The sequence below is a fragment of the Paenibacillus sp. OSY-SE genome, assembly GCF_000283315.1.
Classification (GTDB): domain Bacteria; phylum Bacillota; class Bacilli; order Paenibacillales; family Paenibacillaceae; genus Paenibacillus_B; species Paenibacillus_B profundus.
Genome location: NZ_ALKF01000187.1, coordinates 67,585 through 92,350 on the forward strand (window position 1 = coordinate 67,585; position 24,766 = coordinate 92,350).

General features: G+C 45.9%; 18 protein-coding genes and 2 pseudogenes. 2 read left to right on the forward strand and 18 right to left on the reverse strand.

The window, feature by feature from the left end; all coding sequences use genetic code 11:
- Positions 1 to 262: 262 nt before the first annotated feature.
- The 6 genes from A372_RS0117625 to A372_RS0117650 all read right to left on the reverse strand — a co-directional run bounded on the left by A372_RS0117625 (position 263) and on the right by A372_RS0117650 (position 8,889).
- On the reverse strand, positions 263 to 1,645 hold the full coding sequence (locus tag A372_RS0117625) for an ABC transporter substrate-binding protein (RefSeq protein ID WP_019422203.1): 1,383 nt from the start codon (positions 1,643 to 1,645) through the stop codon (positions 263 to 265).
- Between the two features lie 40 nt (positions 1,646 to 1,685).
- The gene (locus A372_RS0117630; protein ID WP_026011137.1) at positions 1,686 to 3,038 is read right to left on the reverse strand and encodes an ABC transporter substrate-binding protein; all 1,353 of its coding nucleotides are present in this window, start codon (positions 3,036 to 3,038) and stop codon (positions 1,686 to 1,688) included.
- A 399-nt stretch (positions 3,039 to 3,437) separates the two neighbouring features.
- Positions 3,438 to 3,893 (reverse strand): V4R domain-containing protein, encoded by a 456-nt coding sequence (locus A372_RS0117635; RefSeq protein WP_019422205.1) that lies wholly within the window; start codon positions 3,891 to 3,893, stop codon positions 3,438 to 3,440.
- Positions 3,894 to 4,167: 274 nt separating this feature from the next.
- On the reverse strand, positions 4,168 to 7,365 hold the full coding sequence (locus tag A372_RS0117640; RefSeq protein WP_019422206.1) for a bifunctional cytochrome P450/NADPH--P450 reductase: 3,198 nt from the start codon (positions 7,363 to 7,365) through the stop codon (positions 4,168 to 4,170).
- Positions 7,366 to 7,514: 149 nt separating this feature from the next.
- Complete coding sequence (locus tag A372_RS0117645) at positions 7,515 to 8,081, reverse strand: TetR/AcrR family transcriptional regulator (RefSeq protein ID WP_019422207.1); 567 nt, start codon at positions 8,079 to 8,081, stop codon at positions 7,515 to 7,517.
- 208 nt (positions 8,082 to 8,289) lie between these two features.
- Entirely contained in the window at positions 8,290 to 8,889 is a 600-nt protein-coding gene (locus A372_RS0117650; RefSeq protein ID WP_019422208.1) for a sugar O-acetyltransferase, read from the reverse strand.
- Positions 8,890 to 9,019: 130 nt separating this feature from the next.
- On the opposite strand from A372_RS0117650, the pseudogene A372_RS38705 reads away from it, so the two are divergent.
- A pseudogene (locus A372_RS38705) lies at positions 9,020 to 9,184 on the forward strand (cation transporter); the annotation flags it as partial.
- A 308-nt stretch (positions 9,185 to 9,492) separates the two neighbouring features.
- On the opposite strand, the gene A372_RS0117660 reads toward A372_RS38705, so the two are convergent.
- The 6 genes and pseudogenes from A372_RS0117660 to murB form a co-directional block, all read right to left on the reverse strand.
- Entirely contained in the window at positions 9,493 to 10,500 is a 1,008-nt protein-coding gene (locus tag A372_RS0117660; protein WP_019422210.1) for a helix-turn-helix transcriptional regulator, read from the reverse strand.
- 125 nt (positions 10,501 to 10,625) lie between these two features.
- Complete coding sequence (locus A372_RS0117665; protein ID WP_019422211.1) at positions 10,626 to 12,368, reverse strand: ABC transporter ATP-binding protein; 1,743 nt, start codon at positions 12,366 to 12,368, stop codon at positions 10,626 to 10,628.
- Positions 12,365 to 14,203, reverse strand: coding sequence for an ABC transporter ATP-binding protein (locus A372_RS0117670; RefSeq protein ID WP_019422212.1), 1,839 nt, complete (start codon positions 14,201 to 14,203; stop codon positions 12,365 to 12,367). The genes A372_RS0117665 and A372_RS0117670 overlap by 4 nt, the downstream gene beginning before the upstream one ends.
- A gap of 185 nt (positions 14,204 to 14,388) precedes the next feature.
- Complete coding sequence (locus tag A372_RS0117675) at positions 14,389 to 15,585, reverse strand: MFS transporter (protein ID WP_036704596.1); 1,197 nt, start codon at positions 15,583 to 15,585, stop codon at positions 14,389 to 14,391.
- A gap of 170 nt (positions 15,586 to 15,755) precedes the next feature.
- A pseudogene (locus A372_RS37470) lies at positions 15,756 to 15,884 on the reverse strand (MFS transporter); the annotation flags it as partial.
- A 234-nt stretch (positions 15,885 to 16,118) separates the two neighbouring features.
- Positions 16,119 to 17,036, reverse strand: coding sequence for a UDP-N-acetylmuramate dehydrogenase (murB, locus tag A372_RS0117680; protein WP_019422214.1), 918 nt, complete (start codon positions 17,034 to 17,036; stop codon positions 16,119 to 16,121).
- A 166-nt stretch (positions 17,037 to 17,202) separates the two neighbouring features.
- On the opposite strand from murB, the gene A372_RS0117685 reads away from it, so the two are divergent.
- Entirely contained in the window at positions 17,203 to 17,985 is a 783-nt protein-coding gene (locus tag A372_RS0117685; protein WP_019422215.1) for a formate/nitrite transporter family protein, read from the forward strand.
- Between the two features lie 126 nt (positions 17,986 to 18,111).
- Here A372_RS0117685 and A372_RS0117690 read toward each other — a convergent pair whose 3' ends face one another.
- From A372_RS0117690 to A372_RS0117715, 6 genes are all read right to left on the reverse strand, one after another.
- Positions 18,112 to 19,452: an ABC transporter substrate-binding protein gene (locus A372_RS0117690; protein ID WP_157259601.1), complete on the reverse strand. Its 1,341-nt coding sequence runs from the start codon at positions 19,450 to 19,452 to the stop codon at positions 18,112 to 18,114.
- Positions 19,453 to 19,467: 15 nt separating this feature from the next.
- Positions 19,468 to 20,601 (reverse strand): efflux RND transporter periplasmic adaptor subunit, encoded by a 1,134-nt coding sequence (locus A372_RS0117695; RefSeq protein WP_019422217.1) that lies wholly within the window; start codon positions 20,599 to 20,601, stop codon positions 19,468 to 19,470.
- Between the two features lie 45 nt (positions 20,602 to 20,646).
- Positions 20,647 to 21,444 carry a carbohydrate ABC transporter permease gene (locus tag A372_RS0117700; protein WP_083858881.1) on the reverse strand — a complete coding sequence of 266 codons (798 nt, stop codon included), beginning with the start codon at positions 21,442 to 21,444 and terminating at the stop codon, positions 20,647 to 20,649.
- A gap of 104 nt (positions 21,445 to 21,548) precedes the next feature.
- Positions 21,549 to 22,415, reverse strand: coding sequence for a carbohydrate ABC transporter permease (locus tag A372_RS0117705; RefSeq protein WP_019422219.1), 867 nt, complete (start codon positions 22,413 to 22,415; stop codon positions 21,549 to 21,551).
- A 125-nt stretch (positions 22,416 to 22,540) separates the two neighbouring features.
- Positions 22,541 to 23,818, reverse strand: coding sequence for a sensor histidine kinase (locus tag A372_RS0117710; protein ID WP_157259602.1), 1,278 nt, complete (start codon positions 23,816 to 23,818; stop codon positions 22,541 to 22,543).
- A 140-nt stretch (positions 23,819 to 23,958) separates the two neighbouring features.
- Positions 23,959 to 24,630, reverse strand: a complete 672-nt coding sequence (locus tag A372_RS0117715; RefSeq protein WP_019422221.1) for a response regulator transcription factor — start codon at positions 24,628 to 24,630, stop codon at positions 23,959 to 23,961.
- Positions 24,631 to 24,766: the final 136 nt, after the last annotated feature.

Consider the following 24,766-nt stretch of genomic DNA (forward strand, 5'->3'; position numbering starts at 1 on the left):
TATTGTATCCATAATATCCTTGAATCACCAGTGTGTCAAGTTAGTAGATTAGAATCTTGGGTGTAATGCTGCCAGTAAAATGTCTTCTCTCTTATTAGTCGTCACTAAATTCACCTTTCATGCGAAATGAACGTTCACTCCATTACATAGTTTAAGAATTCAAGATCTGAATGTAGTAAAGAAAAATCCGTCAAAGCGTTCAGCACGTTGACGGATTACTTTGTACATATGTTCATGTACTTCATTTAACTTATTTTCTTTTCTAGCTCGCCTTCTTCGCTTCATGTGCTTTTAGCAGCGCTTCTTGTCCCTTCTCTTCCAGCTCGGCAATCGCTTCATCTAACGTTTTTTGATTATCAATGATTGCTTGCAGCGCTTCTGACAATAGAGGCCGGAATAAGCCAATGAAATCTTCAGGAACATTTTTGTTGCCCCATAATCCTTCATAAGCAGATACTGCCTTCGGCTTCAGAAGATAGAATGCTTCTGTGCTCCTCCCTTCAAGCTCCTTAAAATAGTCAATGCGTGTAGGCAATCTTCCGTCGTTCGTTTTCGAAGTGGCCTGGGCCATGTCCGTGCCATTCACGAACTTGACAAATTCCCATGCCGCTCGCTTATTCTGGGAATCAGCAGCTACCGCATAAATTTCCGACAAGCGCACATTCGCGGATTCATCGGGAGTTGAGGGATCAACTGGAGTTGTAACGATGTCCCAGTCGATCTTCATTGCTGTCTCTTCATAGAGTGGACGGTCCTTCAACTCTCTCGTAAACCAAGGTCGATGGAACATCATCGCAGCTTGTCCCTTGAAAAAGAGCTCATACCCCTGACTCAGCCGATTGCCATTCTCATCTTGAGGCGGAATGTATACAGACTTGTTGCGCGCAGCATCTGTTGCCAGCTTAATTGCCTCCTTCCAGCCGTCCGAGTTAATGAGCAGCTTTTCTGCCTTCGCGTCGAACAGCCTCAACCCGGAGGAAGCAACAATCTCATACATCAATTGTTCGGGACCGCCGTAATCTTGATAAAATCCATACACTTGATCGTCGCCCGATCCAATATTGGAGAATCTACCGGCCAAATCTATTAATTCCTTCCAGCTCATCTTGTTTCTTGGTAGTTCAATATGATGCTCCTTGAATATTTCACGGTTGAAATACAATACAGTTGTTTCGAAATAGGGAGCCAGCCCATACAACTTCCCATTGCCCTTCGCTCTAATCCTGTCGATAAGTCCAGACATGAAACCTTCAATATCATATTTATCTTGAAGAATGGCCGCTTCAATATTGTACAGCTTTCCTTCTTGCGCAAGGACTTCGAACATGCCCTCATCCAGCAACAATACATCCGGCTTATACTTATCTAGTAATTTTCTTCTTTCTTCATCAAAGTCAAAAGATTCACCCTGTCCAAATTTGGCAAAAAGTTCGGTTTGGCTTATGACTTCTATATCAATATCAGGGTATTTCATTTTAAAGAAGTTTCCGTAATCGCGGTAGAACGCATCTTCATCCTGATAGACGACCTTGATCTTCCCTTTGCCCTCTTTTAATGGCTCCAGCTCTGATGTCCCCCCGAAGCAGCCGCTTAGCAAAGACATGATCGTCAGCAGCATGATTCCGATTCTCCATTTCTTCTGCACGTTTAACTCTCCTATACCGTAAATTCGTATTCTACTTTATTTATTTTGCCTTCTTCGCTTCACGCGCTTTTAGCAGCGTTTCTTGCCCCTTTGTTTCCAGCTCGATAACCGCTTCATCTATCGTCTTCTTATTATCGATGACTGCTTGCAGCTCTTCTAACAATGGTTTATCGAATAAGTTGTAGAATTCACTGGGGACATTATTATTTCCCCACATTCCATCTGCTTCCTTCGGCTTCAGAAGATAGAACGCTTCCGTGCTTCTACCATCAATTTCCTTCATATAGCCATTGCGTGTAGGCAATTTTCCGTTAGTCGTTCGCGAATAGGCCTGGGCCATTTCCGTTCCATTCACGAACTTGACCAATTCCCATGCCGCTCGCTTATTCTGGGAATCAGCAGCTACCGCATAAATGTCTGGCAAAGTTATACTCGCAGATTCATCCGAAGGATCTACTGGAGTTGTAACTACTCCCCAATCTATCTCCTTTTCTCCCTCTACATAAGTTGGACGCTGCTTTAACTCTAACGTAAGAAATGGGGAATTGAACATCATCGCAGCTTGTCCCTTGAAAAAGGGCTCCTTCTGACTATGCATTTGATCTTGAGGGTGAAAAAATAGGGACTTGTTGCGCACTGCGTCTGTTGCCAGCTTGATTGCGTTTTTCCAGCCGTCTGAGTTAATGAGCACCTTTTCTCCTTTCGGATCGAACAGCCTCAGCCCGGAGGAAGAGCCGATCCGGTACATTAACCTTCCGGGATCACCGAAAGCCTCATACAATCCATACACTGGATTGTCGCCCGATCCAACATTGGAGAATCTTCCGGACAAATCGAACAATTCCTGCCAGCTCATCTTGTTGGTTGGCAGTTCGATATGATGCTCCTTGAATAATGCACGATTGTAATAAAGTACTTCCCTCTCAAAATGGGGGGCCAACCCATACAACTTCCCTTCTCCCCTCGCTTTAATCTTGTCGATAAGACCAGGCATGAATCCTTCAATATCATAGTCATCTTGCTGGATGGCCGCTTCAATATTGTACAGTTTTCCTTCTTGTGCAAAGGTCTCGAACAGGAGCTCATCCAGAAGCAATACATCTGGCTTATGCTTATCCAAGAACTTCTTCCTTTCTGCATAAAGGTCATCAATAGTTCCACCCTTTGGCAGGTTTAGGAACATTTCAGTTTGGCTGATGACTTCAATTTCAATCTGAGGGTATTTCATATTAAAAAGTTTTCCGTAATCGCGGTAGAACGCATCTTCATCCTGATAGACAACCTTGATCGTGCCCGCTTGCAGTGGCTCCAGTTCTTGCTTCTTCCCGAAACAGCCGCTTAACAAAGACATGATCGTCAGCAGCATGATTCCGATTCTCCATTTCTTCCTCATAGTTACCTCTCCCTCTGCTTTGTTTCCATGTTCATCGAACAGATCAGCATTGATGTTTACGTTTATGAATAATTGCTGTCTCTGTTCCTTTTCCCCGGGGTTGGAATGTTCCACAGGTTCACCTCCCATACGCCTTCATCCTATATAACAATTCAAATCTTCGAATTGTGACATTCGTCCAAATGCTATTCAAAAAAAACAGAAAGCGCCAACCGAATGGTTGTCCATAATCCTCCGCCTAAGTCCCCATTAGGGAATGTACTATATCGCCATGGAAACCCCCCTGTTTTAAAAAATATATAAAAAAAGCCTCCTCACTAGTCAATAGTGGGAAGCTTCTATTTCGGCAAGTTAATCGAGAGAAACGACAACTATAGTTTTTTATGTATTGGGCAAACCCTATCGTATATAACGGATCTCATATTCACAATGATCATCCCCGCATACGTTGCACATAACTTCTCGCACGGATACCTTGTCTTTCCATATTTTATTGATAGCCCCTTCTAATATGGCTCCTTCCAAATCACAGACCATCTTCCCTTCCATCACCGGAAGCCCCTTGCAGAAACATTCCTCAACTGCTATCCGAAGCTTATGCTCATCCTGATATACAACTTTTGGAATACCAATCTGAAGCTCTTCGAACAGAACCAAGATATCCTCTAACGTGGATACAGGCAGCGATTCTCCTATTTTGCGGCCAATTGTGACGGTAGTTCCCTTTCCGCCCATAGGCAGTGCTTGATGTAAGCCAATCAACCGGATTGTCCGGAACAACTCCAGGGGCACCTGGGTTCCCAGCTTCTCCCGACCGATTAACTTCATGTCTTCGTAAGTAAATGCTTCTTTCATGCCTGCTGCGCCTCTCTTTGCTTACTTTATAGGGTTACGGCTATAGTTTAACATTTCAGTATAATAAGAGAGTGATCCTGCACACATTTATGAATAGCAGTGACTCCAATTTGATATTACATAGTATTTTGTACATATGTAATTAAATCGGATTCATCCCTCATATACCAAGCCTTTAACAAGAACGGCGAATTTAAAAAGGACGCTCGCCTGAGAGCGCCCTTCATTCGCAACAAATATAATGGTAAGGTAACAATACCATCACTTGCGCATTTTAATCCAAAGAATCAAGCTTTCCCCCTGCCCACACGTCTTTGACATACTGTCCCTCGACCGCGAGACGATCCAGCCATTTTTTCGCTACTGTTTCGCTAACGCCGTGAACAACTTGATAAGACTTTTGCAGGGTTGCCTCTACATCTGGGGCCATCTTGCTCCCGTCTCCGCACACATAGAACCGTCCTCCCTGATCCAAGATGCCGATTAGCTCCTGCTCACGCTGTTTCATCAGATGTTGAACATAAGTTTTCGGCTGCCCTTTAATCCGTGAAAATGCGGTGTGTACGGTAACAAGCCCCTCTTGTTGGTACTGCTCCAGCTCTTCTTCGTATATATGATCCATTGCATCGCGGCAGCCGAAATAGAGATGCGCTGTGCCGAGATGAACTCCTCGCTGCTTAAGGGCACGACGTGCTTGAAGAAATCCGCGGAACGGCGCAATCCCAACCCCTGGGCCTACCATAATAATCGGAGTCCCTGGATCTTCAGGAAGCTGGAAGCCCGACTGCGGCGTACGCACGAACATCACGATCGAATCTCCCGGCTGCATGTCGGCAAGATAATTGGAAGCAACCCCTCGATATTCATTTTGGCCGCTCCATACAGGACCTCGCACAACGCCAACGGTAATGCTGGCCTCCTGCGGCTGTATGCGAGGAGAACTGGAAATCGAATAGTATCTAACTTTAAGAAGAGGCAATAGCTCCAAAAAGCGTTCGAACGACATTTCGCATGCCTCGTATTTTTCCAACAGGTCAAGGATCGAAATCCGTTTCTGAAGGACGTTCAATTTGTATGCTTCTTCCCCCATCATAGCTTCCAGCTCTAGCTTATGCGGCGGACATATGGTCAATGCGGCAAGCTCCCGAATCTGCGCTCGAGTTGCGGCCTCTTGCAATTCCACGCTGCGGCTCAGCAGGTCGTATAGCTTTACAGGGCGATCCAGCGGCAAGTGCGCCACGCTCAATCCGGTCGTATGCAGAATGACATGGTCGTTGCCATTCAACCCAAATCGGCTTAATACACGCTCGACAAGTTCTTTCCGATTCAGAGGAAAAACGCCCAAATGATCTCCCTCTCGATACGACACTCCTTCCGGTAGTTCGATTTCAATATGACGCGTACTGCGCCCATCCCCTCCTTTTTGGAGTTCGTGGTTGTCTAGTATCGTTGCGTAATGGGCATTATACGTTTCGGCAAGCGGTGCATCTACCGTTCCGCTGACAACCTCTATAGACAAAGCAGGGGTTACGCGTCTTTCCTTTTCTTTGACGCTCAATCCGAATGAGCCCATGACTGCAGGCCACAACTGATCACGCCAGATTTCCACCTCTGTCTCGAAATCGCCGCTGGCGTCGCCTTCCCCGATAGGAAGCAGCCTTGTTGCTCCTTTGGATGCGAGCTGCTCGTCAATGAATTTCGGGACGCTCTGATACGTGCTGGCCCAGTTATGGTCACCGCAGCCAAAGACGCAATAACGAACACCTTCCAATTCACCGGGCGTCACTTCTTGCAACCACTGAACGAAGCCGCGCGCATTATTGGGCGGCTGGCCATTATAAGAAGCCGTTACAATATAAGTAACGCCGTCTGTGGGCAGTTTGCCAGTATAATCATTCAGAGGCGCAACCTTGCTTCGGAAGCCTTGATAACGTGCCGTATCCGCTAATTCCCGGGCAATACCCTCCGCTGTGCCAAGATCGGATCCATAAAGCACCAGCAACGGAGTATCATGGCGTTCCACCTGATCCGGCTCGCCTTGATTAACCGCTATATTCATTGCCGATTGCGTACTGCACCCGTCGCCTGCAGGGATATAGCCGGCTTGTTTGTTGCGGGCACGGACTTGCATGGTGAACCCTTCAGGTTTCAATGTTAGCGATTCCATTAACTTCAATTGATAGTGAGTATGATCGATGAGTTCGAAATGTTTGAGAATCAGTCCCAGCACAAGCGTCGCCTCTTGCAGAGCAAATTGCTGACCGATGCAAGCCCGCTGACCGATACCGAATGGTTTGTAGGCATCATGGGGAATTCGGCTCGGATCCTCGAACCGCTCCGGACGGAATTCCTCCGCATCGTCTCCCCACGCGGTAACATCGCGATGCAATTGAGGGATCAGCACAAGCAAGCGATCCCCTTTTTTCATAGCATATTTTCCAGCGAGCAGCGTATCTTCTTTCACTTGCAGATTAAAGGCCGGGGCTGTAGGCCATAAACGCAGCGACTCATCGAGAATCATCCGGATATATTTCAAGTTCTTTACCTGAGCGTAAGTCGGAACGGGATCCGTTAATACGCGATCCACTTCCTCATATCCCTTTTGCAGCTTATCGCGATTGTTCAACAGAAAATACAACGCAAAAGACAATAAACCGCTTGTAGTCTCGTGGCCGGCTACCAAAAACGTAATGATCTGAAAACGAATATTCGCATCATCCAAAGCTTCTCCCGTATCCGGATCTTTTCCCTGCAGCATATGGGCTAACAAGTCATCCGTCTCCTGATGACCGTGGGCTTTGCGTTCGGCGATGATTTTGTCCACTAATGAGAACATAACCTCTATGTCCTGCATAAACTGGCGCCTCGTCTTAATCATGAGCTTATCTTGAATGCCGAGACGCTGAGCTTGATTCATAGCTTCATTCAACGCCCGAACCATACTGGTAACGAACGGATGGGGTTGTTCGCGATAGAAGCTGTTGAACCGATAATTGAAGCCGCATAACCCGATCGTATCCATTGCCAGCCTGGTCATGTCCTCTGGAACCTCTACGCATTCGTCGGGATTCAGGCGCGACCACTTTTGAATAAGCTGCGTGGCCAGATCCAGCATCATGTCAAAATATCCGCGCATAGCCGTGCGGCTAAAGCTCGGGAGCAAAATATTGTGGGCCTTCTTCCAATTCATATCGTCGGTTTCGGACGTGAACAAGCCGTCCCCTGCAAAAGCTCGCACGTTGTCTAAAATCGTTTTATCGACGACCTTGCCGAAGCGCGATGAATCACTAAATTCTTTCACCAATTCATATCCCGAAACAACATGTAAGGTTCCAAACGGCAGCTTCATTCGGAAAATTTCACCGTATTCTTCCGCAAGCTTCATGAATGACATAACGGGCGTGTCAGGATTAATGTGGGGCACGTTTCCGAGTGGTCCGTACGATTTGGGCTGTGGAATCGCAATAGACATATTACTACGCCTCCTTAAATTCAATACTTCTTTTTGGTAAGAGGTAGTTCAATAGGAGCCTGCTTCTGGTACTGATGACCGACCTTGGTGGACACGGGATTAAAATAGGAATGAATATTCATTCCGCTTACGTTATGAAGACGACCGAGTTAATGGACTCGGATCGCATTCCAGCAACATTCCTCCACACCTGCAAGAAGTTCGTCCGTTTCCTCCAGTACCTCCGCTCTTATCGTTTCAAACAATTTGACGAGAGCACCGTAGAAAATGGAGATCAGCGCATTAGGCGGTAACGAAGAGATAATGCCTTGCTGCTGTCCTTGGACTAAAAAGTGACGAATAAAATCCATGCCTACTTCGAATGATTTCAGGCTTCTATCGTCCAGTAATCGAGGATTCAAGTGTGAGTCGATGAACGAAAAAGCTTCCCTGTTCCCTTTTGCGAAGTGGATCGTTTGAAAAAAAATGTGATGAAACTGCTGGCGAACGGTTCCGGATTCGGGAAAACCTTGCGTTATCGTCTGGAAAAATTGCACTACGCATTCTTGAAACAAGGAATTCAGTAGAACCTCTTTATTGTCGAAATATCGATAAATGGTACCGGCGCCTACTTTTGCGGTGTCTGCTATCATCGGTACGGTTGTCGCATCGAAACCACGTTCGGTAAACAGATTCAATGCTGCTAGTAAAATATCTTCTCTCTTATTCGTCGTCACTAGATCTCACCTTTCATGCGGAATGAACGTTCATTCCATTACATAATATACCAGCAAAATTAAGAATTCAAGTCTGAATATAACGTTGATTCAGTCTCTTTCGCCGCATCCCAATATTTCAGCAGTAAAAATTATCGTTACAATAAAAAAACCGCGATATACGCGGCTCCTTTGGTTCAATGTACTACGGCATTGCTACTCTTTGGCGTTATCTTAGTGTTAGCAGATAGTCGGTCTTGTCAGCTTCGGTAATTTCTCTAAGCACTTTACAAGGAACGCCAACTGCAATCACGTTGCTTGGGATATCAGAAGTAACCACACTTCCAGCGCCAATCACCGTATTGTCTCCAATAGTGACACCGGGCATGACCGTTACATTTGCTCCAAACCACACATTATCCCCCACTCTAATGGGCTTAGAAAAGCAACCGCCTTGCTTACGTTCTTCATGGTTAATGGCATGATTAGAAGTGTATAGTCCAGCTCTGGGACCAAAAAGTACGTTATCACCAATGGTAATTTCCCCGCCATCTAACATCACACAATCGAAATTTGCATAGAAATCATTGCCAATATGAATATTGGCTCCGAATTCACAACGGAATGTTGGCTCAAAATGAACATTTTCACCAATGCTACCCATAAATTCTTGGAGAATCTTTTCTCTTGTTTCACGTGGTTGTCCGAAACTTTGATTGTATTCGTTGGTTTTCAGTACTATCTTCTCTCTATACGCTACTATTTCTGGATCTAAATCGTTATACATTTTTCCTGTTTTCATAAAGTCAAACTTATTTTGAATACTCATATCATTTCTCCCATTTTAAAAAAGTTATATTTAATATGTTCTATATATAATTATTATATCGATATAATTCTGCTACTTCAACATCAATTCGTGACTGTATTCACCAATAACCTATTCCATATTAATCCAGTCAATGTTTGCATCTGCCATGCACTCGCTGGCTGATAGCGTTAATCAAGGATTTGTGTTTGTAGGCAGTATTCTTTCGGAGAAAAAACCTACCCGTTAATTCCCTACTGGATTTGGAAGAGTTATTAACATCTTCTGCATGATTGCCGTAATTGTAGTAACCATCGGCTTATCATTAGCTGATGCTGACGATATAAAATTCCGTGTTCAAGAGAAACTGATTATGGATCCTGATATTACGGATGTCATAATATATAGAGGCGGCATATGCAAGGACATTTCCTTGCATATGCCGCCTTTTTGTTGGCCCATTGTAATTTAATCCATCACTACTTTTGCGGAATACGCATGCTCGTACGCGTAGTAATCATCTGATCAAGGTGATAGCCCATGGCTTGCGGAACGCAATACGATTGACGAGCATTCGTAATATTCCTCATTTACTTTAAGAGTCAAGCTAGCGTTCTTGGCTTATCACCTGGAAACAATGTGCGGATTCTTTTGTTGTGAAAGAGCAACTGCGGAGGCAAGTTTTCCGAATTCACTAGGGTTGTATCCGAAGGTCTTGCGAAAGAGCGACGCAAAGTGGCTTACATTGTGATACCCAACCATGATGGCCGTTTCACTGACATTGGCTTTTCCTTGCTCTAATATATAACGCGCTTCATTCATTCGCAGGCTTCGCACATAACCGAATACAGTGGTGCCGAACAATTCTTTGAAGCCGAGCTTCAGCTTGTAATCATTAAGCCCGGTTAATCTTGCAAGTCCAAGCAAGCTCGGAGGCTGCTTCCAAGTACGGGATAATATATCCTTCGCTTCATGAAGGCATTGGATATCTTCGGCTGTCAGCTTGGATTTGACTTGTTGACTCGTCTCTTCCTTATCCGTTCCATCTAAATGGAAGGCCAGCAATTCGAGTGCTTTCCCTTCCAAGTAAAGCTTCTGGAGTGATCCGTTATACGGACAACGCTTCATTTGTTCCACGATGATCGGAATTTGCGGAGAACCTGCCGTTTGTCTGCAGTAGACCGGATTGGCCGTCAATCGATCCAGCTCGGGAAGAACGGTATTGAAATGCCTCAGATCGATTCGAAGCTCCATGTGATGCACTCGCTCATTGTGCGATAGCTCGGCATGCATTTTCGCCCCTCGAATATAAATCAGCGACGAAACACCTGCGGATATTTCGAAGTCCTGGCCGGATGTTTCCCAGCAGCCTTTGCCCGACATGGTATAAGAAATTTCCAAATGAGGATAATGGACGCCGACATCCATAGTCACCGGATTGTTTAATTCTGCATCGATCCAATTGATTTCCATTCCTTGTCTCAGACAAATGCGCTGCAGGTGCCCTGTACCGCTCTGTGTCGGAAAGGAATAGATTTGATGGTGCTGCGTCTGCGGCGGGGATAATGGAGTGACATCTTGTAATTCCCCGAAAGCGCCTCCCAAATCCCAGGTGTCCATTTGCAGTTTCAAAGCCATCCTCCTCCACTCTAATTGCCATCAAGATGAGTTCATTTTATCCTAATAAAAATATGTTGTAAATACGAAAAACTTTTTCCCTTAGGAAAAAGTTTCGTTGTAAAACGGATCATGACCATTTATGACTTCACTTGCCAGCCATCGGAATCCTGCTGCAACCTCCACAACTTTGCATATAGACCTTCTTGAGCCAACAAGGTGCGATGAGTGCCTTCTTCAACGAGCCGGCCATGCTCAAGGACAAGAATCTTGTCTGTATTCTGAATCGTTTTGAAGCGATGCGCAATCAGAATGACGGTTTTATCGGCGACCAACTCATTGATGGCCTGCTGCACAGCAAGTTCATTTTCCGGATCCAAAGAAGCGGTTGCTTCATCCAGCAGCACAATCGACGCATTCTTCAACAATGCTCTGGCAATCGAAATCCGCTGCTTTTCACCTCCGGATAATGTCGAGCCGCCTTCTCCTACCGGCGTATCATACCCTTGCGGCAATTGGGAGATGAAGTCATGACAACAAGCGCGCTTGGCCGCTTCTTCAATCTCTGCTTGCGTTGCGTTCATGTTGCCGATGCGGATATTGTTGCCGATCGTATCTTGGAATAGATACACATCCTGGAATACCATGGACATATGCTGCAGCAGGTTTTCCGGATTGACATCTCGAATGGATTGTCCCCCAATCCTGATTTCTCCCTGTTGAACTTCCCAGAAGCGCGCAATCAAGCGTGTTACGGTGCTCTTCCCGCTTCCGGACGGTCCTACCAAAGCCGTGATCGTATTCGGTTGGATCGTAAAAGACAAGTCCTTCAGGACAGGCGTATCGGCGTCATATCCAAATGTGACCCGGTCGAACACGATCGGCCCGGAAGACTCGATGCTTGCTGTGCCCTGCATCGGTTCATGCTGCTGCACGTCCATGATCCGCTGTGCGCTATAAGCAGAATACCGCATTCCGCCATAGTTCATTAACACGACGGTTAACGGCTCAAATGTTCGGGTCCCAAGCAGCAAGAACAAAAGAAAGATGGGAAAAGTCAACGTTCCGCCAACAAGCAGATAGCTTCCGGCATAAATCATGATGGTCATCCCGGAGCGGATCAGCAGCATCGCTCCCATAATCAGAGGACCTACGAGACCTTCCAGCCGAATAGAAGCGCGTTTCAATTGGTCAAATGAAAGGCGTAAACGTTCAAACCGATCCCCGCCCATATTGTGGGCTTTGATCTCGCGTATACCGGCTAAATACTCCTGCAGTCGACTGGCAGCCTCATTTTTGGCTTTGACATGACGTTCACTTAAGCGCGCTTGAATCGAGTCTGTCAGCCACAGCAGCAATCCCCCTATTGGGACCGCTATGAACATGGACAATGCCATTCTCCAGTCCACAAATACAAGCCCCGCGAATGCCAGTACGGGCAGCATAATCGCGCTAATCAATTGCGGCACATTGTGAGATATCGTATGTTCGACTTGTCCGTAGTCGCTCAGCAATAAGTTCGTCATATCACCTGGATCCCGCTGTCCGAAATAACCTAACGATAGATGTCGCAGGTGCTCGGCTATTTTTAAGCGACCGGATGCTGCCAAGCTGTAGGCAGCTTTAAAGGATTTATCGTAAAGAAAAGAAGTAGCGGCATAGGACACCATCAGCCAGGCGATCAGAATGATGCATACGATCCACATCCGCCCGGTGTTCAAGCCCTTTTCCGGATACGCAAAAGATTCATAAATGGTATTAAAAATATCGATTAGCAAAGCTGCCGGAATGATTTTGGCTATGCCGTCCAATATGGCTGCAAAAGCGGAAGGCCATAAATTTTTGATGTTGCCTGCCGAAATGTTGTAAAAGTATTGATTCATCTGGAAGCCTCCCCTGCAGGAATTGCTTGTGGCGATATTATATTCTCCGCACCCAGTCTCCAAGAGGAGGCACTTTGATGTGCTTGCCACATTTGCTCGTACAACCCGTTTTCTGCCCGCAGTTCGTCGTGCGTTCCGCGTTCGACGATTTCCCCCTGCTTGACGACAAGAATTTGTTCTGCCGCACGAATCGTGGACAGGCGATGAGCAATGATAAGGACGGTCTTCCCTTTCACAAGCTCAATCAGCCCTTGCTGAATCTTCTTTTCGTTTTCAGCGTCCGCATAAGCCGTCGCTTCGTCCAGCACCAGAATTGGCGCATTTTTAAGCAGCGCCCGAGCGATGGCAATTCGTTGCGCCTCTCCCCCGGATAAATAGGTGCCGCCCTCTCCTATTTTCGTGTCGTACCCGTGCTCCAGCTTCTCGATGAATTCATGACAGCAGGCAGTCTTTGAGACTTCAATGACGGCTTCTTTGGAAACTGTCATATTGCCCATTCGAATATTCGCTTCAATCGTATCGTAAAAAAGATGAACGTCTTGAAATACAAAGGAGACGGTTTCCATCAACTTATTCGTTCCCATCTCTCGAATCGGAACGCCGCCAATCGTTATCTCGCCCTCCTGAACATCCCAAAAACGAAGCAATAGATTGGCAATAGTCGATTTTCCGCCGCCTGAAGGACCGACTAATGCTGTCATTTCCCCTGCTTTTGCCACAAAATGAATGTCCTGTAATACCGATTTGAAATCTTTGCTTTCTTTCCGTTCATATGCGAATGAAACATGCTGGAAGGCGATATCGTAACTGACAGGAACTTGGGGTACAACAGGCTCCGTTACAACCGGTTCCGCAAACACAGCTTCAATCCGCTTGTTTCCTTCCACAATTTCTCTCAGCCCGCCGCCCAGATACATCAAATTCAACAACGGCGTGGATAAGCTTGGTGCAATAATGAGAAACAAAATAAACGTAATCGCAAACGATTGATTGCCGGAATTACCGCTCAACAGCATAATTCCGATGGGGATAATGAAAGTAAACAAAGAGCTTACAATGACAGAGAAGAAACTGTACGGTGTCTTAAATAAATCCGTAATATGTAAAGAAATATCGCGGTATCTGGTCACTGCTTGCTTGAAAGTGAGAAATGAATCCGCCGTGATCCCGAATACTTTTACTGCCGGCATACCCCTGACATATTCCACGCCTGTTGCATTCATTTCTTCCACCGCATGTTGAAATTCTCTGTAGGCCGTTTGTCCCATTACGTTGCCGAACATACGGAACTGCAGCCAAAAACCGACGCCGATCGGAATGAGCAGCACGAGAGCCAGCCGCCAGTCGAGCCAAAATAAATAGCTGAGCAATAGAATCGGCATAATCACCGCACAGACGGTATCAGGCAATTGGTGAGCGATAAATTTTTCTATTTTTTCAACACTGACCTCGATTATTTTTTTGAGTTCCCCTGTCGCCGTTTTCGTATGATAACCCATTGGAACTTTTGCAACATGCTCAGCCAGTCGCACCCTTAGCTTATAGAGGATGTTGAAAGCTGCGATATGAGAACACATTACACCGATATATAAAGTAAGTAACGCGGCAATCAAAGCGATGAGAGCAAAGATACCCCAATATAGGATATATTCCTTGTCTATGCTTGCAGGCTGCTGCGCATGTCGCAACAATTCCTCGATAATGTTATATACCGCGATAAATGGTGCGATTTGCAGCAGGCTTGAAAGGATGGAGAACAAGCTGGCCGCTGTTAATAATCCCTTTTTTTCACTGGCTATTTTTATCAAGCCTGACATTTCAGATTTGGCACTCATGTCTATCCCTTCCTTCGTATAGTCTACTTAGCAGCAAGTGCTTAGTAATATAGGGTGATATATTGTTGTCTAGTCAACATGAGATTGAGGATTGCATGACTATAATCATTAATCCTATATTAACGATAAAGATAATCATTATCAATGGGTGCGAAAAAAAATGAACCATCTAATATGGATGATTTCTATTGACCGGTTACCGCTCTGCTCTCGGCAGTCTTATTTGCCACGGTAAACATCGTTATGGCCAAGACGAGAACCAAAGCAGCGATGATTGCAAACGGAAGATGTCTATTTACTTGGTACAGGCTTGTGCTAAGAATCGGCGCAATCATAGCCGAAATACCTTGGACTGATGCCAAAAGACCCGCTATACCTCCCTGTTGCTCGCGGGAAACGGCGAGCGATGAACCCGCCATAAAGCCTGGCATCATAAGGCCCGCTCCTACCCCGAACAAAAAGAATGCCAGGTAATAGCTGATCAAGCTAATAACGAATAAAAAGAGCGCCATACTGATCATAAACAGCAGTGATCCAACCAGAAGCAGCTGTTTGGGCTGCCATTTTTGATTTTTCATTTGAATCCCTTGCGTAATGATCATCGCCACCCCGGTAAACATCAACCCCATCGAGAGCATTCGCGCCGTTTCTTGGGTAGTCAAAGATAATTGGTCCTGGAAATAGAAGCCTCCGATCACTTGCAGGGTAACAACACTGAGCATCGTTACCAGACCGGCAAACAAATAAAGACGAACGCCTTTTTGAAATGGGTTGACCTTTGGCGGCTTGTCTCGGATCATCGGTTTATGGGCTGGGATCAACAGCAGCACAACGACAAATGCCATAATCGGCAGCATAGCTCCGATATAAAGGGGCCAAATTAGTCCAATAAGAGCAAATACACCAGCTATCGCAGGTCCAAGCACGAGGCCCAGTCCATTTGCGGCGCCAATGAATGCCATCCCTGCAGAACGGTCTTTTTCATCTGTGACATCCGCCATATACGCCTGTGCCGACGAAGGGACGGCTGGAATAAACAGACCAACCATAGCGCGCGCTGCTATCAGCAATGCGACTAACAGTCCGCCTTTAATGAGCCCCGTCAGTCCAGCATACATCGTCGCCGTAAACAAGACGTAGCTCACAAACATGCCCAGGAAGCCAATCAAAATGACGGGCTTTCTTCCTTTGATATCACTGAGCCGTCCCCACACCGGCGCCATCAAGGCCATTGCAATAGAGCCTAAGGATATAATCAAGCCCGAGTGGGTTTCGCTTAACCCCAATTCGCGGATGAGCGGAGGCATGATAGGAGCAATAATCATCAATGCAACCATCGCAACAAATACACTAAAAAAGATACTGAATCGAATTCTAGCCACTTTCACATTTTCCCCTTTCGCAGCATCTTTTATTGATGCTTCACTTTTGAATGTTAAGTGAAAAACGTAAGCATTTCTACCTTGAAACGGATTGTTCTTACGGAAAAACGGATTTATAATGCACATTACGTTTAAACCGCACACTATTAGCGTTAAGCCCTCCTATAAAACATGATTCCTGATGATGTCCTCAAGGTGATATACCAAATAATTGCATACTGAACCGAAGATGAGCCGAATAGGGATATCGTTTGAGCGGTGAGAAACAAGGCTACTCTTCTCTTCCAACCGTGGTTCATGTTCGTTATCATGTCTAGTTACACTCCTTTGTGTGCGTATATATAAAAATAAAAAGAGCAGAAAGCATAGCACCTTTCGGTGCAAGCCTTCTGCTTGTCGTACACGTCTAAACGGTACAGCAATACAATCTTCAGTGGACATTCACGCCAATCTTAACCTGCTATTGCGCTTGACGCGCCGTGATACGGGTGTCCATGTCCGAATCGATCGCTTATTTATGATGGACACTGTCACTACTTGTCTTCGCCGATAATGCGCACTTCAGTTTCAAGCTCCACGCCGAACCGTTCGTTGACCGTCTGCTGCACGTGGCGGATAAGCGAAATATATTCGCTTGCCGTCGCATCGTCTACGTTAACGATAAACCCGGCATGCTTCGTGGACACCTCGGCGCCGCCGATCCGCGTACCCTGCAGCCCGGATTCCTGAATCAGCTGGCCGGCAAAGCGGCCCGGAGGACGCTTAAAGACGCTGCCGCATGAAGGGTATTCAAGCGGCTGCTTGGATTCGCGCAAGTGCGTCAGCTCATCCATCTTGGCCTTAACCGCATCGTATTCGCCTGACACAAGCGAGAAAGTCGCTTCCAGCACAATATACCGGTTCGGTCCGATATTGCTCCGGCGGTAGCCTAATTCGAGCTCTTCCTTCGTCAGACGGACAAGCTCGCCTTCAGGCGTTAGCACCAGTGCGCTTTCCAGCACATCCGCAATCTCGCCTCCGTACGCACCGGCGTTCATGTAGAGCGCTCCGCCTACCGATCCCGGAATGCCGCAGGCGAATTCAAGTCTGGACAGCCGGTGTTCAAGCGCGGCGCGTGACACGTCGATGATGGCTGCGCCGCTTTGTGCGATAATCTTATGCTCATTGCGGACAATCTGATTCAGCTTGTTCAAGTTCACTACGATGCCCCGAATCCCGCCGTCCTTAACGATCAGATTGGAGCCAAAGCCGAGAATGGTAAGCGGCAATTGATGCTGACACGCAAAATTAATGATAACTTGCAATTCCTCGTAACGGGCAGGCGTCATATACAGATCGGCCTTGCCGCCCATGCGGGTATAGGTGTGCTGTTTCAATAATTCATCATGTCTTATGGAATCTTCCGAGATCAATTCGCGTAATTGGTGATAACGTTCTAAGAGGTTATGCATGCTATTCCATCCTTACTTATCTTTTTCGCTTATCCATTATAACCAATAACCCTCGTAATAGGCTATGCACAGATAATCAACCGATACGCATGGATACGTACGCTATAGGGTATCTTATCCAATTAAAGGCGTGCTAAACGAAGAGAAAAGAAACAAGGAGCAGGTCATGGAACAGCATCCGTTAGATCAGGTGGAGACATTAGCATTAAAAAAGAAAGCGGCGTGGGACTCCAACAAGTTCCAGTACCTGCTTCGTTCCATCATGGCAAGCATGTTCATCGGGTTCGGCGTTGTTGTTGCGTTTAAGACGGGCAATTTATTCGACGAAGGCGCCTCACCGTTCGCCTATACGACGGCTGCCGTCACGTTTGGAGCGGCCATCATTTTGATCGGCTATGCGGGCGGAGATCTGTTCACGGGGAATACGTTCTACTTCACCTTCTCCACCCTGCGCGGATCGACGACTTGGAGTGATACGTTTAAGATTTGGGGCACCAGCTATCTTGGCAACTTTATAGGCGCACTCTTATTTGCTGGCCTCTTATGGGGCACTGGATTGTTCCGCGGGTATAACAGCAACGTATTCTTTTATGATGTAGTAGCGTATAAGATGGAGGCATCGACGTTTCAATTATTTTTCCGGGCGATCTTGTGTAATTGGCTTGTCTGCATGGCATTCTTTATTCCGATGACCCTGAAGGGCGACGGGCCTAAAATATTTGCGATGATTCTGTTTGTCTACTGCTTCTTCATATCCGGCTTCGAGCACAGCATCGCCAACATGACCTCTTTCTCTATCGCATTGTTCATGGAGCATCCGGCCGGCATCTCGCTGTACGGCGCCTTGCATAATCTGATTCCCGTAACTTTCGGCAATATTATCGGGGGCAGCGTCTTTATGGGGATGATATATTTTTACTTGAATAAGCGAAACCGGAACAAGATTTAATCGGTATGAAGTGAAAGGGAGCGGAAGCCGTGCATCACATAGCAGCGACGGCCCATCCCGTTCAATTGCAGTTTCACCATTCATATAAACTATTCACTATCGGGATCAAGTTGCCGCTAGGAAACATTACTCATTCAAATAGGTCATGACGCGGTTCTGGATCAACTTGCTCACTTCTTCCACCGATTTCTGACCATTCATATAGGAATCAAACTCTTCTTTGACGATGGATTCGATTTTCTTATCGATTGAGAAGCTTGGATGTGCTGCCTCAAGCACATTTCCCGCGTATTCAACTCGTTCATCCAAAAACTTTTCATCTGAAATGTTTGCTTTCAACTTTTCTGCTGCTTCTTGAAGCATTTTCTTATTAGCGTCTTTATGGACAGGGATTCCCATTAGGTAGTCCGAAGACTGCACCTCTTCAGACATCATGAACTTCATGAACTCCCAAGCTTCCTTCTGAACTTCCGATTTGCTATTGATGCCAAAACTGTTGCTGGATTTGTATCTCCAACCTTGGTTTTCGCCATTCATCGTTGGTCTTTGGAATATCTGGCTGTTAGAATCTACCAAATTCGTCAATAATGTTTCTGCTCTGTTACTTAACGTATATGTGAACAAACTTTCTTTGATCTTATCGGCGGAACTAACTGATTCTTTTTGGTCACCCGAACTCTCCGTAATAAGGCCTTCGTCGTACATGGCTTTGATATTTTGCAAGAGCGTTCTGAACGCATCTGAATCAAAGTTTGCCTGCTGATTGCTCAGGACGAACTCGCGATAACTGTCCTCAAGGAAGAGAGACAAGAGCATTTCGGGAGGAATGCCAGCAAAGGCGTGTAGATCTTTACCTTCCAGTGACTGCACCTTTTTGGAAATATCCTTAAGTTGATCCCACGTCCAGGTCTTATCGTCGATGGTGATATTCGCCTTTTTCAAAAGCTCGGGATAATTCCCTGTAATCATATCCAGCATAAGATTGACCGGCATGGTATATAGACCTTGTCCTTCTTGTTGTGATTGGAAAATATTCTGGAAATACTGATTTTTATCGAACGACGAATCGTTTTCCATGAGTTCATTTAAGTTAGCCAATACCTTCTTATCCACAAATTTATCTTCAGGCAACATTTTCATTTCAATTAAATCCGAGCCTTTCCCAGACATAACTTCAGTGAGCACCGTCTGGATATATTTCTCAGTTCCCAATCCGCTTACTATTGAAAACAAGTCTTCTTCAGATGCAGTTGTTTTAAGCTCAATATGAATGTCAGGATGAAGTTCTTCGTATTTTTGAACCACCGTTTCCAGAAAAGGGGTCACATTCATCACGGAGACAACAACGGTTTTTTTGCCTTCCGCTTCCGCCGCGGGCGAGCCTGTGGCGGGATCCGCGCTGTTCGAAGTGCATGCGGTTAAAGATAAAATGGCGATCACTAGGAGAAGTATCCATTTGTTGTTCAATCTCATCATTCCTTTTTAATTTAGTCGAACACGGTTGCCTTCCTGCAACGGTTCGCTCGTTTCTACAACAATATCCGCATTGGGGTGAAGACCGGACAGGATAATCGTTTCTTCCTTAGTTTCATCCCCTGTCTTCACGTATGTTTTCTGCACAGAGTACGTATTGCCTAGCGGACTTTTCTTTTCGCGAATGACGTATACATAACTTCCTGTACTATCTTTCTTAATTATCTCTTTACGCAGGACCATCCCTTGTTGCTTGAACGGCTTGTCGATATGCACACTTGCCTCTTCACCTCCCTTCAGGTCGTCACCTTTCATGGAGAGGACAATAGTCTTTTTTGAATCCTCTTGCTTGTCATCCCTAACGCCCATTTCTCCTTGATTACCGTTGTTATCCGGAGCTGATCCTTCCTTGATCTCCGTGATGGTGCCCTCCACAGTCCGTTGCTTTTCACCTTTCACGTTGACCTTAACAATCTCTCCCGTTTGCAGGAAGGTCGACGAATTCGCGTCCGCAGGGAAAGAAAGCAAGAAGCCTTCTTCGGGCTTAGCAATCGTAAGAACCGTCGATCCCGTGGGAACAATCGCGCCTTCTTTCACTTTGATATCTAAGACCCTTCCGTTATAAGGAGCCGTTATCTTGTATTTCTTCGACAAATCGCTCCGCAAGTTATCAATTTTTCGTTGCTGTGCATTCACACTCAACTGCTGTTTTTCAAGTTCGCGCTTTACTTGGCGCACCGTCTCTTCATCGCCTTCTCGCTGCGCGCCGATATATTGTTCTCTTTGCATGTCTACATCCAGTTGCAGCCTCTTCAGCCCATCTTGTTCATCCAGCAATTGCTGTTCTACCGCAGAGTTATCGAACGTAAGCAGCACTTGGCCTTTCTTAACTTTGTCGTTTTTGTTGATATGCACTTTGGTCACCTTCGTGCCGCTTTCACTGACCAAGTCATCTTGTTCCCGGTAGGTGACCGTTCCACTGCCCTCGATGACATGAGATAACGTTTTGGTTACGGCATTCTCTGTGGTCACTTTCGGCAGCATTATCGTTTGGAACGTGTTGCTGAACAAGGTAAGGCCAGCCAATAGTACAAAAAACGCGATAAAGAGATAACGCAGCAGGTGGCGGCGTTTTGGTACCATTTCCATTTCCTCCTTGTGCTTATGTGAATGATATGTTTGAGGTCGCTACCCTTTTATACCGGAAAGTTGAATCCCTTCAACGAAATATCGTTCCGTATTTAAAAACAGAAGCACCATGGGCGCCATGTAAAGGCAAGAAGCGGCGAAGATAACTCCGAAGGCTTCCTTCTGAAAGCTGGAGAGAAATACGGACAATGGTTGAAGCTCCGCATCACGCAGAAAGATGAGCGGCTGTTCGACCATATTCCAGTAGTCGGCGAACAATAGGACAACCAGCGCCGCGCTCCCAGGTTTGACCATCGGTAATACGATGGATACGAAGATACGCAGATAACTCGCTCCATCTATCTTGGCGGCTTCCATGTAGGCCGAAGGGATCTGCAGCATGAATTGCCTTAGCAAAAACACCCCAAACGCGGCGAATATACCCGGAAAGATGATGGAATAAGGACTGTTCAAGAGCCCCAGACGGTCCACCATCAAATAATTGGGCACGAGCGTCACTTGAAACGGCATCAGCATCGCTATCAGGTAAAGGAAGAACAAAAGGTCCCTGCCTGGAAAACGCAATTTTGCGAAGGCGAAGGCGGCTAATGACGCCACCGCCACCTGACCGATAATAATAGGCACCACCATATACACCGAGTTCCAGAACATTCGTAAATATCCTGAAGTGGCTATCAGCACCTTGAAATATTGCTCAAATGAGACCCAATCCGGGACCAATTTCAAATTGACGAACTCGCTTATATCGGTGTTGCCGAGCATGTCGTAATTCGCATGAATTTCTCGTTCCGTCATGAAGGAATTAAGAACCGTTACGATAATCGGGACTAACAACATGACAGCGATCAACGTTAATAGAATCGATCGTAAGAGAGACAGGATATATTCTTTTTTTTCCTTTCCCACTTGTTTAACCTCCTAATCCAGCTTTGCTCAGAGCACTACTCCATGAAAGAGCGAAACATCCGCTCGGTTCGAAATAGTACGGCAACCAGTACAAGAATACAGATGGCCATCAGCGTCGCTGCTGCGGATAACTTCTGCATGTCCAGCGATAAGAACATATTGTTCATATAGTGCTGCAGCATATAAATGCGGTCTTGCGGATAAGCTCCGGCGATGAGATAGGTCTCCCGAAATACTTTGAATGAATTCAAAACGGACATCAGGATGACCAGGAACATCGTAGGTGTCAAATATACCAGCGTAATCCCGAACAGCTTGCGGACGGGCCCCGCTCCTTCCAAATCAGCGATCTCGTAATATTGCTCCGGAATGTTCTGCAGCCCGGCCAGAAACAAGACAACATTGTATCCGATGTTCTTCCAGACATAAATCAAAACGATGATGGACCCGGACCATTCTGATTTCATCCAGTCGATGCGGTTTAAGCCTACATAGTTCAGAAGGGCGTTCATTACGCCGTTCCAATCGAACATGATCTGCCAAAAGAGGACGATGGAAGCCACCGGAACGACCAATGGCAGCACATATACCGTACGCAGCCAGTTGCGGAAGAATACCCGCTGATTCAACACCATGGCCACGACGAGGGACAAGACAACGAGGACGGGCACACTGATGGCGGTGAATCGGAATGTGTTAGCTGCCGCCTTCTGAAAGGACAAGCTGGATAGCAATTCTGAGTAGTTGGCAAGCGTCAAGGCAGCCGTGAGACGCTCCTGAAAGGAGTACAGTACACTTGTGCCGAACGGAATCAAATAAAAAACGGCAAACCCGACCAGGCTCGGAGCGAGAAAGCAAAGAGCAACTAAAATTTCCTTTAACCTCACACGGTGTATGTTCATAGCTTTTCCTCCATATTGGCAACAACTTCAACCTGTTTGTTCCCGTCTTCTTGAATGCCAATTATATAAGTCCAAAATGAAGTTCGTATGAAGCCAATATGAATGGGGCAAGAAAAAACCCGGAACTAGGTACCGTTCCGGGTTCTTGGGAAACTCATTGTAAACATAACGCCACTGGGCTCATTGGCCAACCTGTACTTCGCATGGTGGGTTTCCAGCACCTTTTGTACAATGTATAAGCCAAGTCCACTGCCTCCTGTCGTACGGCTTCGCGACTTCTCAAGGCGGTAAAATGGTTTGAAAAGATGTGGAAGTTCATCTTCTTCGATACGTGCCCCAGTATTCAGCACATCCAGTTGCACGGAATCCTCGGTTTCAAAGAGATGGACGCGTACCTCTTCCCCTTTCCGGGTATAGTTTACCGCATTGCCCACTACATTGGACACAGCCTTGGATAACAAGCGTTCATCAGCCTGCAGCATCACGTTGGAATCCATATCGCTTGCCAGTTTGATATGTTTCGTTTCACAAAAATAATGGTAGTTTTCTACTATATTTGTCAAAAGGAGAGTAACATTTACGGATCGGAGCTGGGGCTTGAATTCCTGGCTCTCCAAACTTGAAATGTCAAGAATCTCGTGAACAAGCTTCTCCATGTCTTTCGTAATTTTGTGCGACTGCAGCAAATATTTATCCCGATTGCGATAAGGGCCGATATTATGGATCATCGCTTCCAGTTGGCCAGACACTGCGGTAATAGGGGTTTTAAGTTCATGCGAAATCATCGCGACAAATTCCCGTCGCTGGATTTCCTGCTCCTGCTTTTTTTTGATGTCATCTGTTAACTGGGAATTCGCCTGATGGAGTTCTTCCATCGAGCATTGCAGATTGCGGGACAGTTCATTTAGGGAAGTCGCCAGCTCACCAATTTCGTCATCGGATTGGAAGGAATAGTCGGCGCTGAAATCAAGCTTGGCCATCTTTTTGGCCAATACGTTCAGACCGATCAACGGTCGTGCAATGAGCCGGGAATATACATAGGCGCCGACAAAGGAAAGCAGCAAAATAACGATTAACATATAGGGCAGAAACGTCAATATCACGGTTGCTGCCTCATCAACCGGCTGCAGTGATGCAGCGACAATCAAACTATACCTTTCACTGTCACCAACAAAAGAAATGGGTATCATTGTATTAAAAATATCATCTCTTTTTGTAGGCATCGTGTAGCCCTCTATTTTACCATTATCGGAATCATTGCCAAAGACGACATTGGGAAAAATGATCTTTTCCTCTTCGCTTTTTATCAGGACATTAGCATTATACCGGTGTTCAAACTCCTTCAGTATGCCCTTTGCCTTCTCTAATTCGCTCTTTTCGATTTGGGTGACCAGCGTATGCACACCGGCTTCCAGCTTCGCTTTTTTGGTATGATAATAATACGGCGGGAGTAAAAAATAGAGAGTGAGATACAAGATGAGGGCGGAAACGACCAATAAGATTGTCGTGACTACAAATATTTTGAATGTTATGCCCCGACGTCTCAACTATCGCCACCGTCCATGATGTAGCCAATCCCTTTAACCGTTCGGATGTAAGGCAACCCCAGTTTTTTTCGTATATTTTTGATGTGTGCATCCACAATCCTGGTATCGCCGTAGAAATCATAACCCCAAATATTATCCAGCAGCATCTCCCTCGTAATGGTTCGCCCCACATTCTCTAAAAAGTACTGTAAGATGGCGAATTCCTTGACCGTGATGTCAATCAGCGCGTGATCGATATAGGCTTTATAACTGTCGCAATCCAGACGGAGACGAGCACAATGAAGTTCCTTTGGTTTCATCTCCGACCTGAAACGCCGCAGTACCGCCTCGACTCGTTTGACAAGCACATTAAAAGAGAATGGTTTCGAAATGAAATCATCCGCTTCCAATTCAAACGCTTTAAGTTGATCCTTCTCTTCACTTAATGCAGTCATAATGATCACTGGTGTATCATACTTGTTTCGAATCATTCTGCAGATGGAATAACCGTCCATGTTCGGCAGCATAATGTCCAGCAGGACCAGATCGAACGTGCCTTGTTGAAATTTTTGGTACCCTTCGCTTCCATCGCTAGCCACCTCTACATGATAATCCTGGGCCCTAAGAAATTCTTGGATAAGTTCTTGAATATAGATATCATCCTCGATAACGAGAATATTTGCCGACATTTATTTTCACCCCAGTGTATAGTTTAAGTCTCTATCTATATAAGCCTCTACTATACTAAAGGTATGTGAAATTAAGATGAAATTTAGCTGAAGTTGAAATGAAGAAGCTCGGAACATAAAAATAGAAGTCATGCTT

What these genes read in the sequence shown, in the direction of transcription:
- A372_RS0117630 (WP_026011137.1), bottom strand. Translation starts at nt 3,038, where the DNA reads ATGAGGAAGAAATGGAGAATCGGAATCATGCTGCTGACGATCATGTCT.
- A372_RS0117635 (WP_019422205.1), bottom strand. Translation starts at nt 3,893, where the DNA reads ATGAAAGAAGCATTTACTTACGAAGACATGAAGTTAATCGGTCGGGAG.
- A372_RS0117640 (WP_019422206.1), bottom strand. Translation starts at nt 7,365, where the DNA reads ATGTCTATTGCGATTCCACAGCCCAAATCGTACGGACCACTCGGAAAC.
- A372_RS0117650 (WP_019422208.1), bottom strand. Translation starts at nt 8,889, where the DNA reads ATGAGTATTCAAAATAAGTTTGACTTTATGAAAACAGGAAAAATGTAT.
- A372_RS0117665 (WP_019422211.1), bottom strand. Translation starts at nt 12,368, where the DNA reads ATGAATCAATACTTTTACAACATTTCGGCAGGCAACATCAAAAATTTA.
- A372_RS0117670 (WP_019422212.1), bottom strand. Translation starts at nt 14,203, where the DNA reads ATGAGTGCCAAATCTGAAATGTCAGGCTTGATAAAAATAGCCAGTGAA.
- murB (WP_019422214.1), bottom strand. Translation starts at nt 17,036, where the DNA reads ATGCATAACCTCTTAGAACGTTATCACCAATTACGCGAATTGATCTCG.
- A372_RS0117685 (WP_019422215.1), top strand. Translation starts at nt 17,203, where the DNA reads ATGGAACAGCATCCGTTAGATCAGGTGGAGACATTAGCATTAAAAAAG.
- A372_RS0117695 (WP_019422217.1), bottom strand. Translation starts at nt 20,601, where the DNA reads ATGGTACCAAAACGCCGCCACCTGCTGCGTTATCTCTTTATCGCGTTT.
- A372_RS0117700 (WP_083858881.1), bottom strand. Translation starts at nt 21,444, where the DNA reads ATGTTGTTAGTCCCGATTATCGTAACGGTTCTTAATTCCTTCATGACG.
- A372_RS0117705 (WP_019422219.1), bottom strand. Translation starts at nt 22,415, where the DNA reads ATGAACATACACCGTGTGAGGTTAAAGGAAATTTTAGTTGCTCTTTGC.
- A372_RS0117715 (WP_019422221.1), bottom strand. Translation starts at nt 24,630, where the DNA reads ATGTCGGCAAATATTCTCGTTATCGAGGATGATATCTATATTCAAGAA.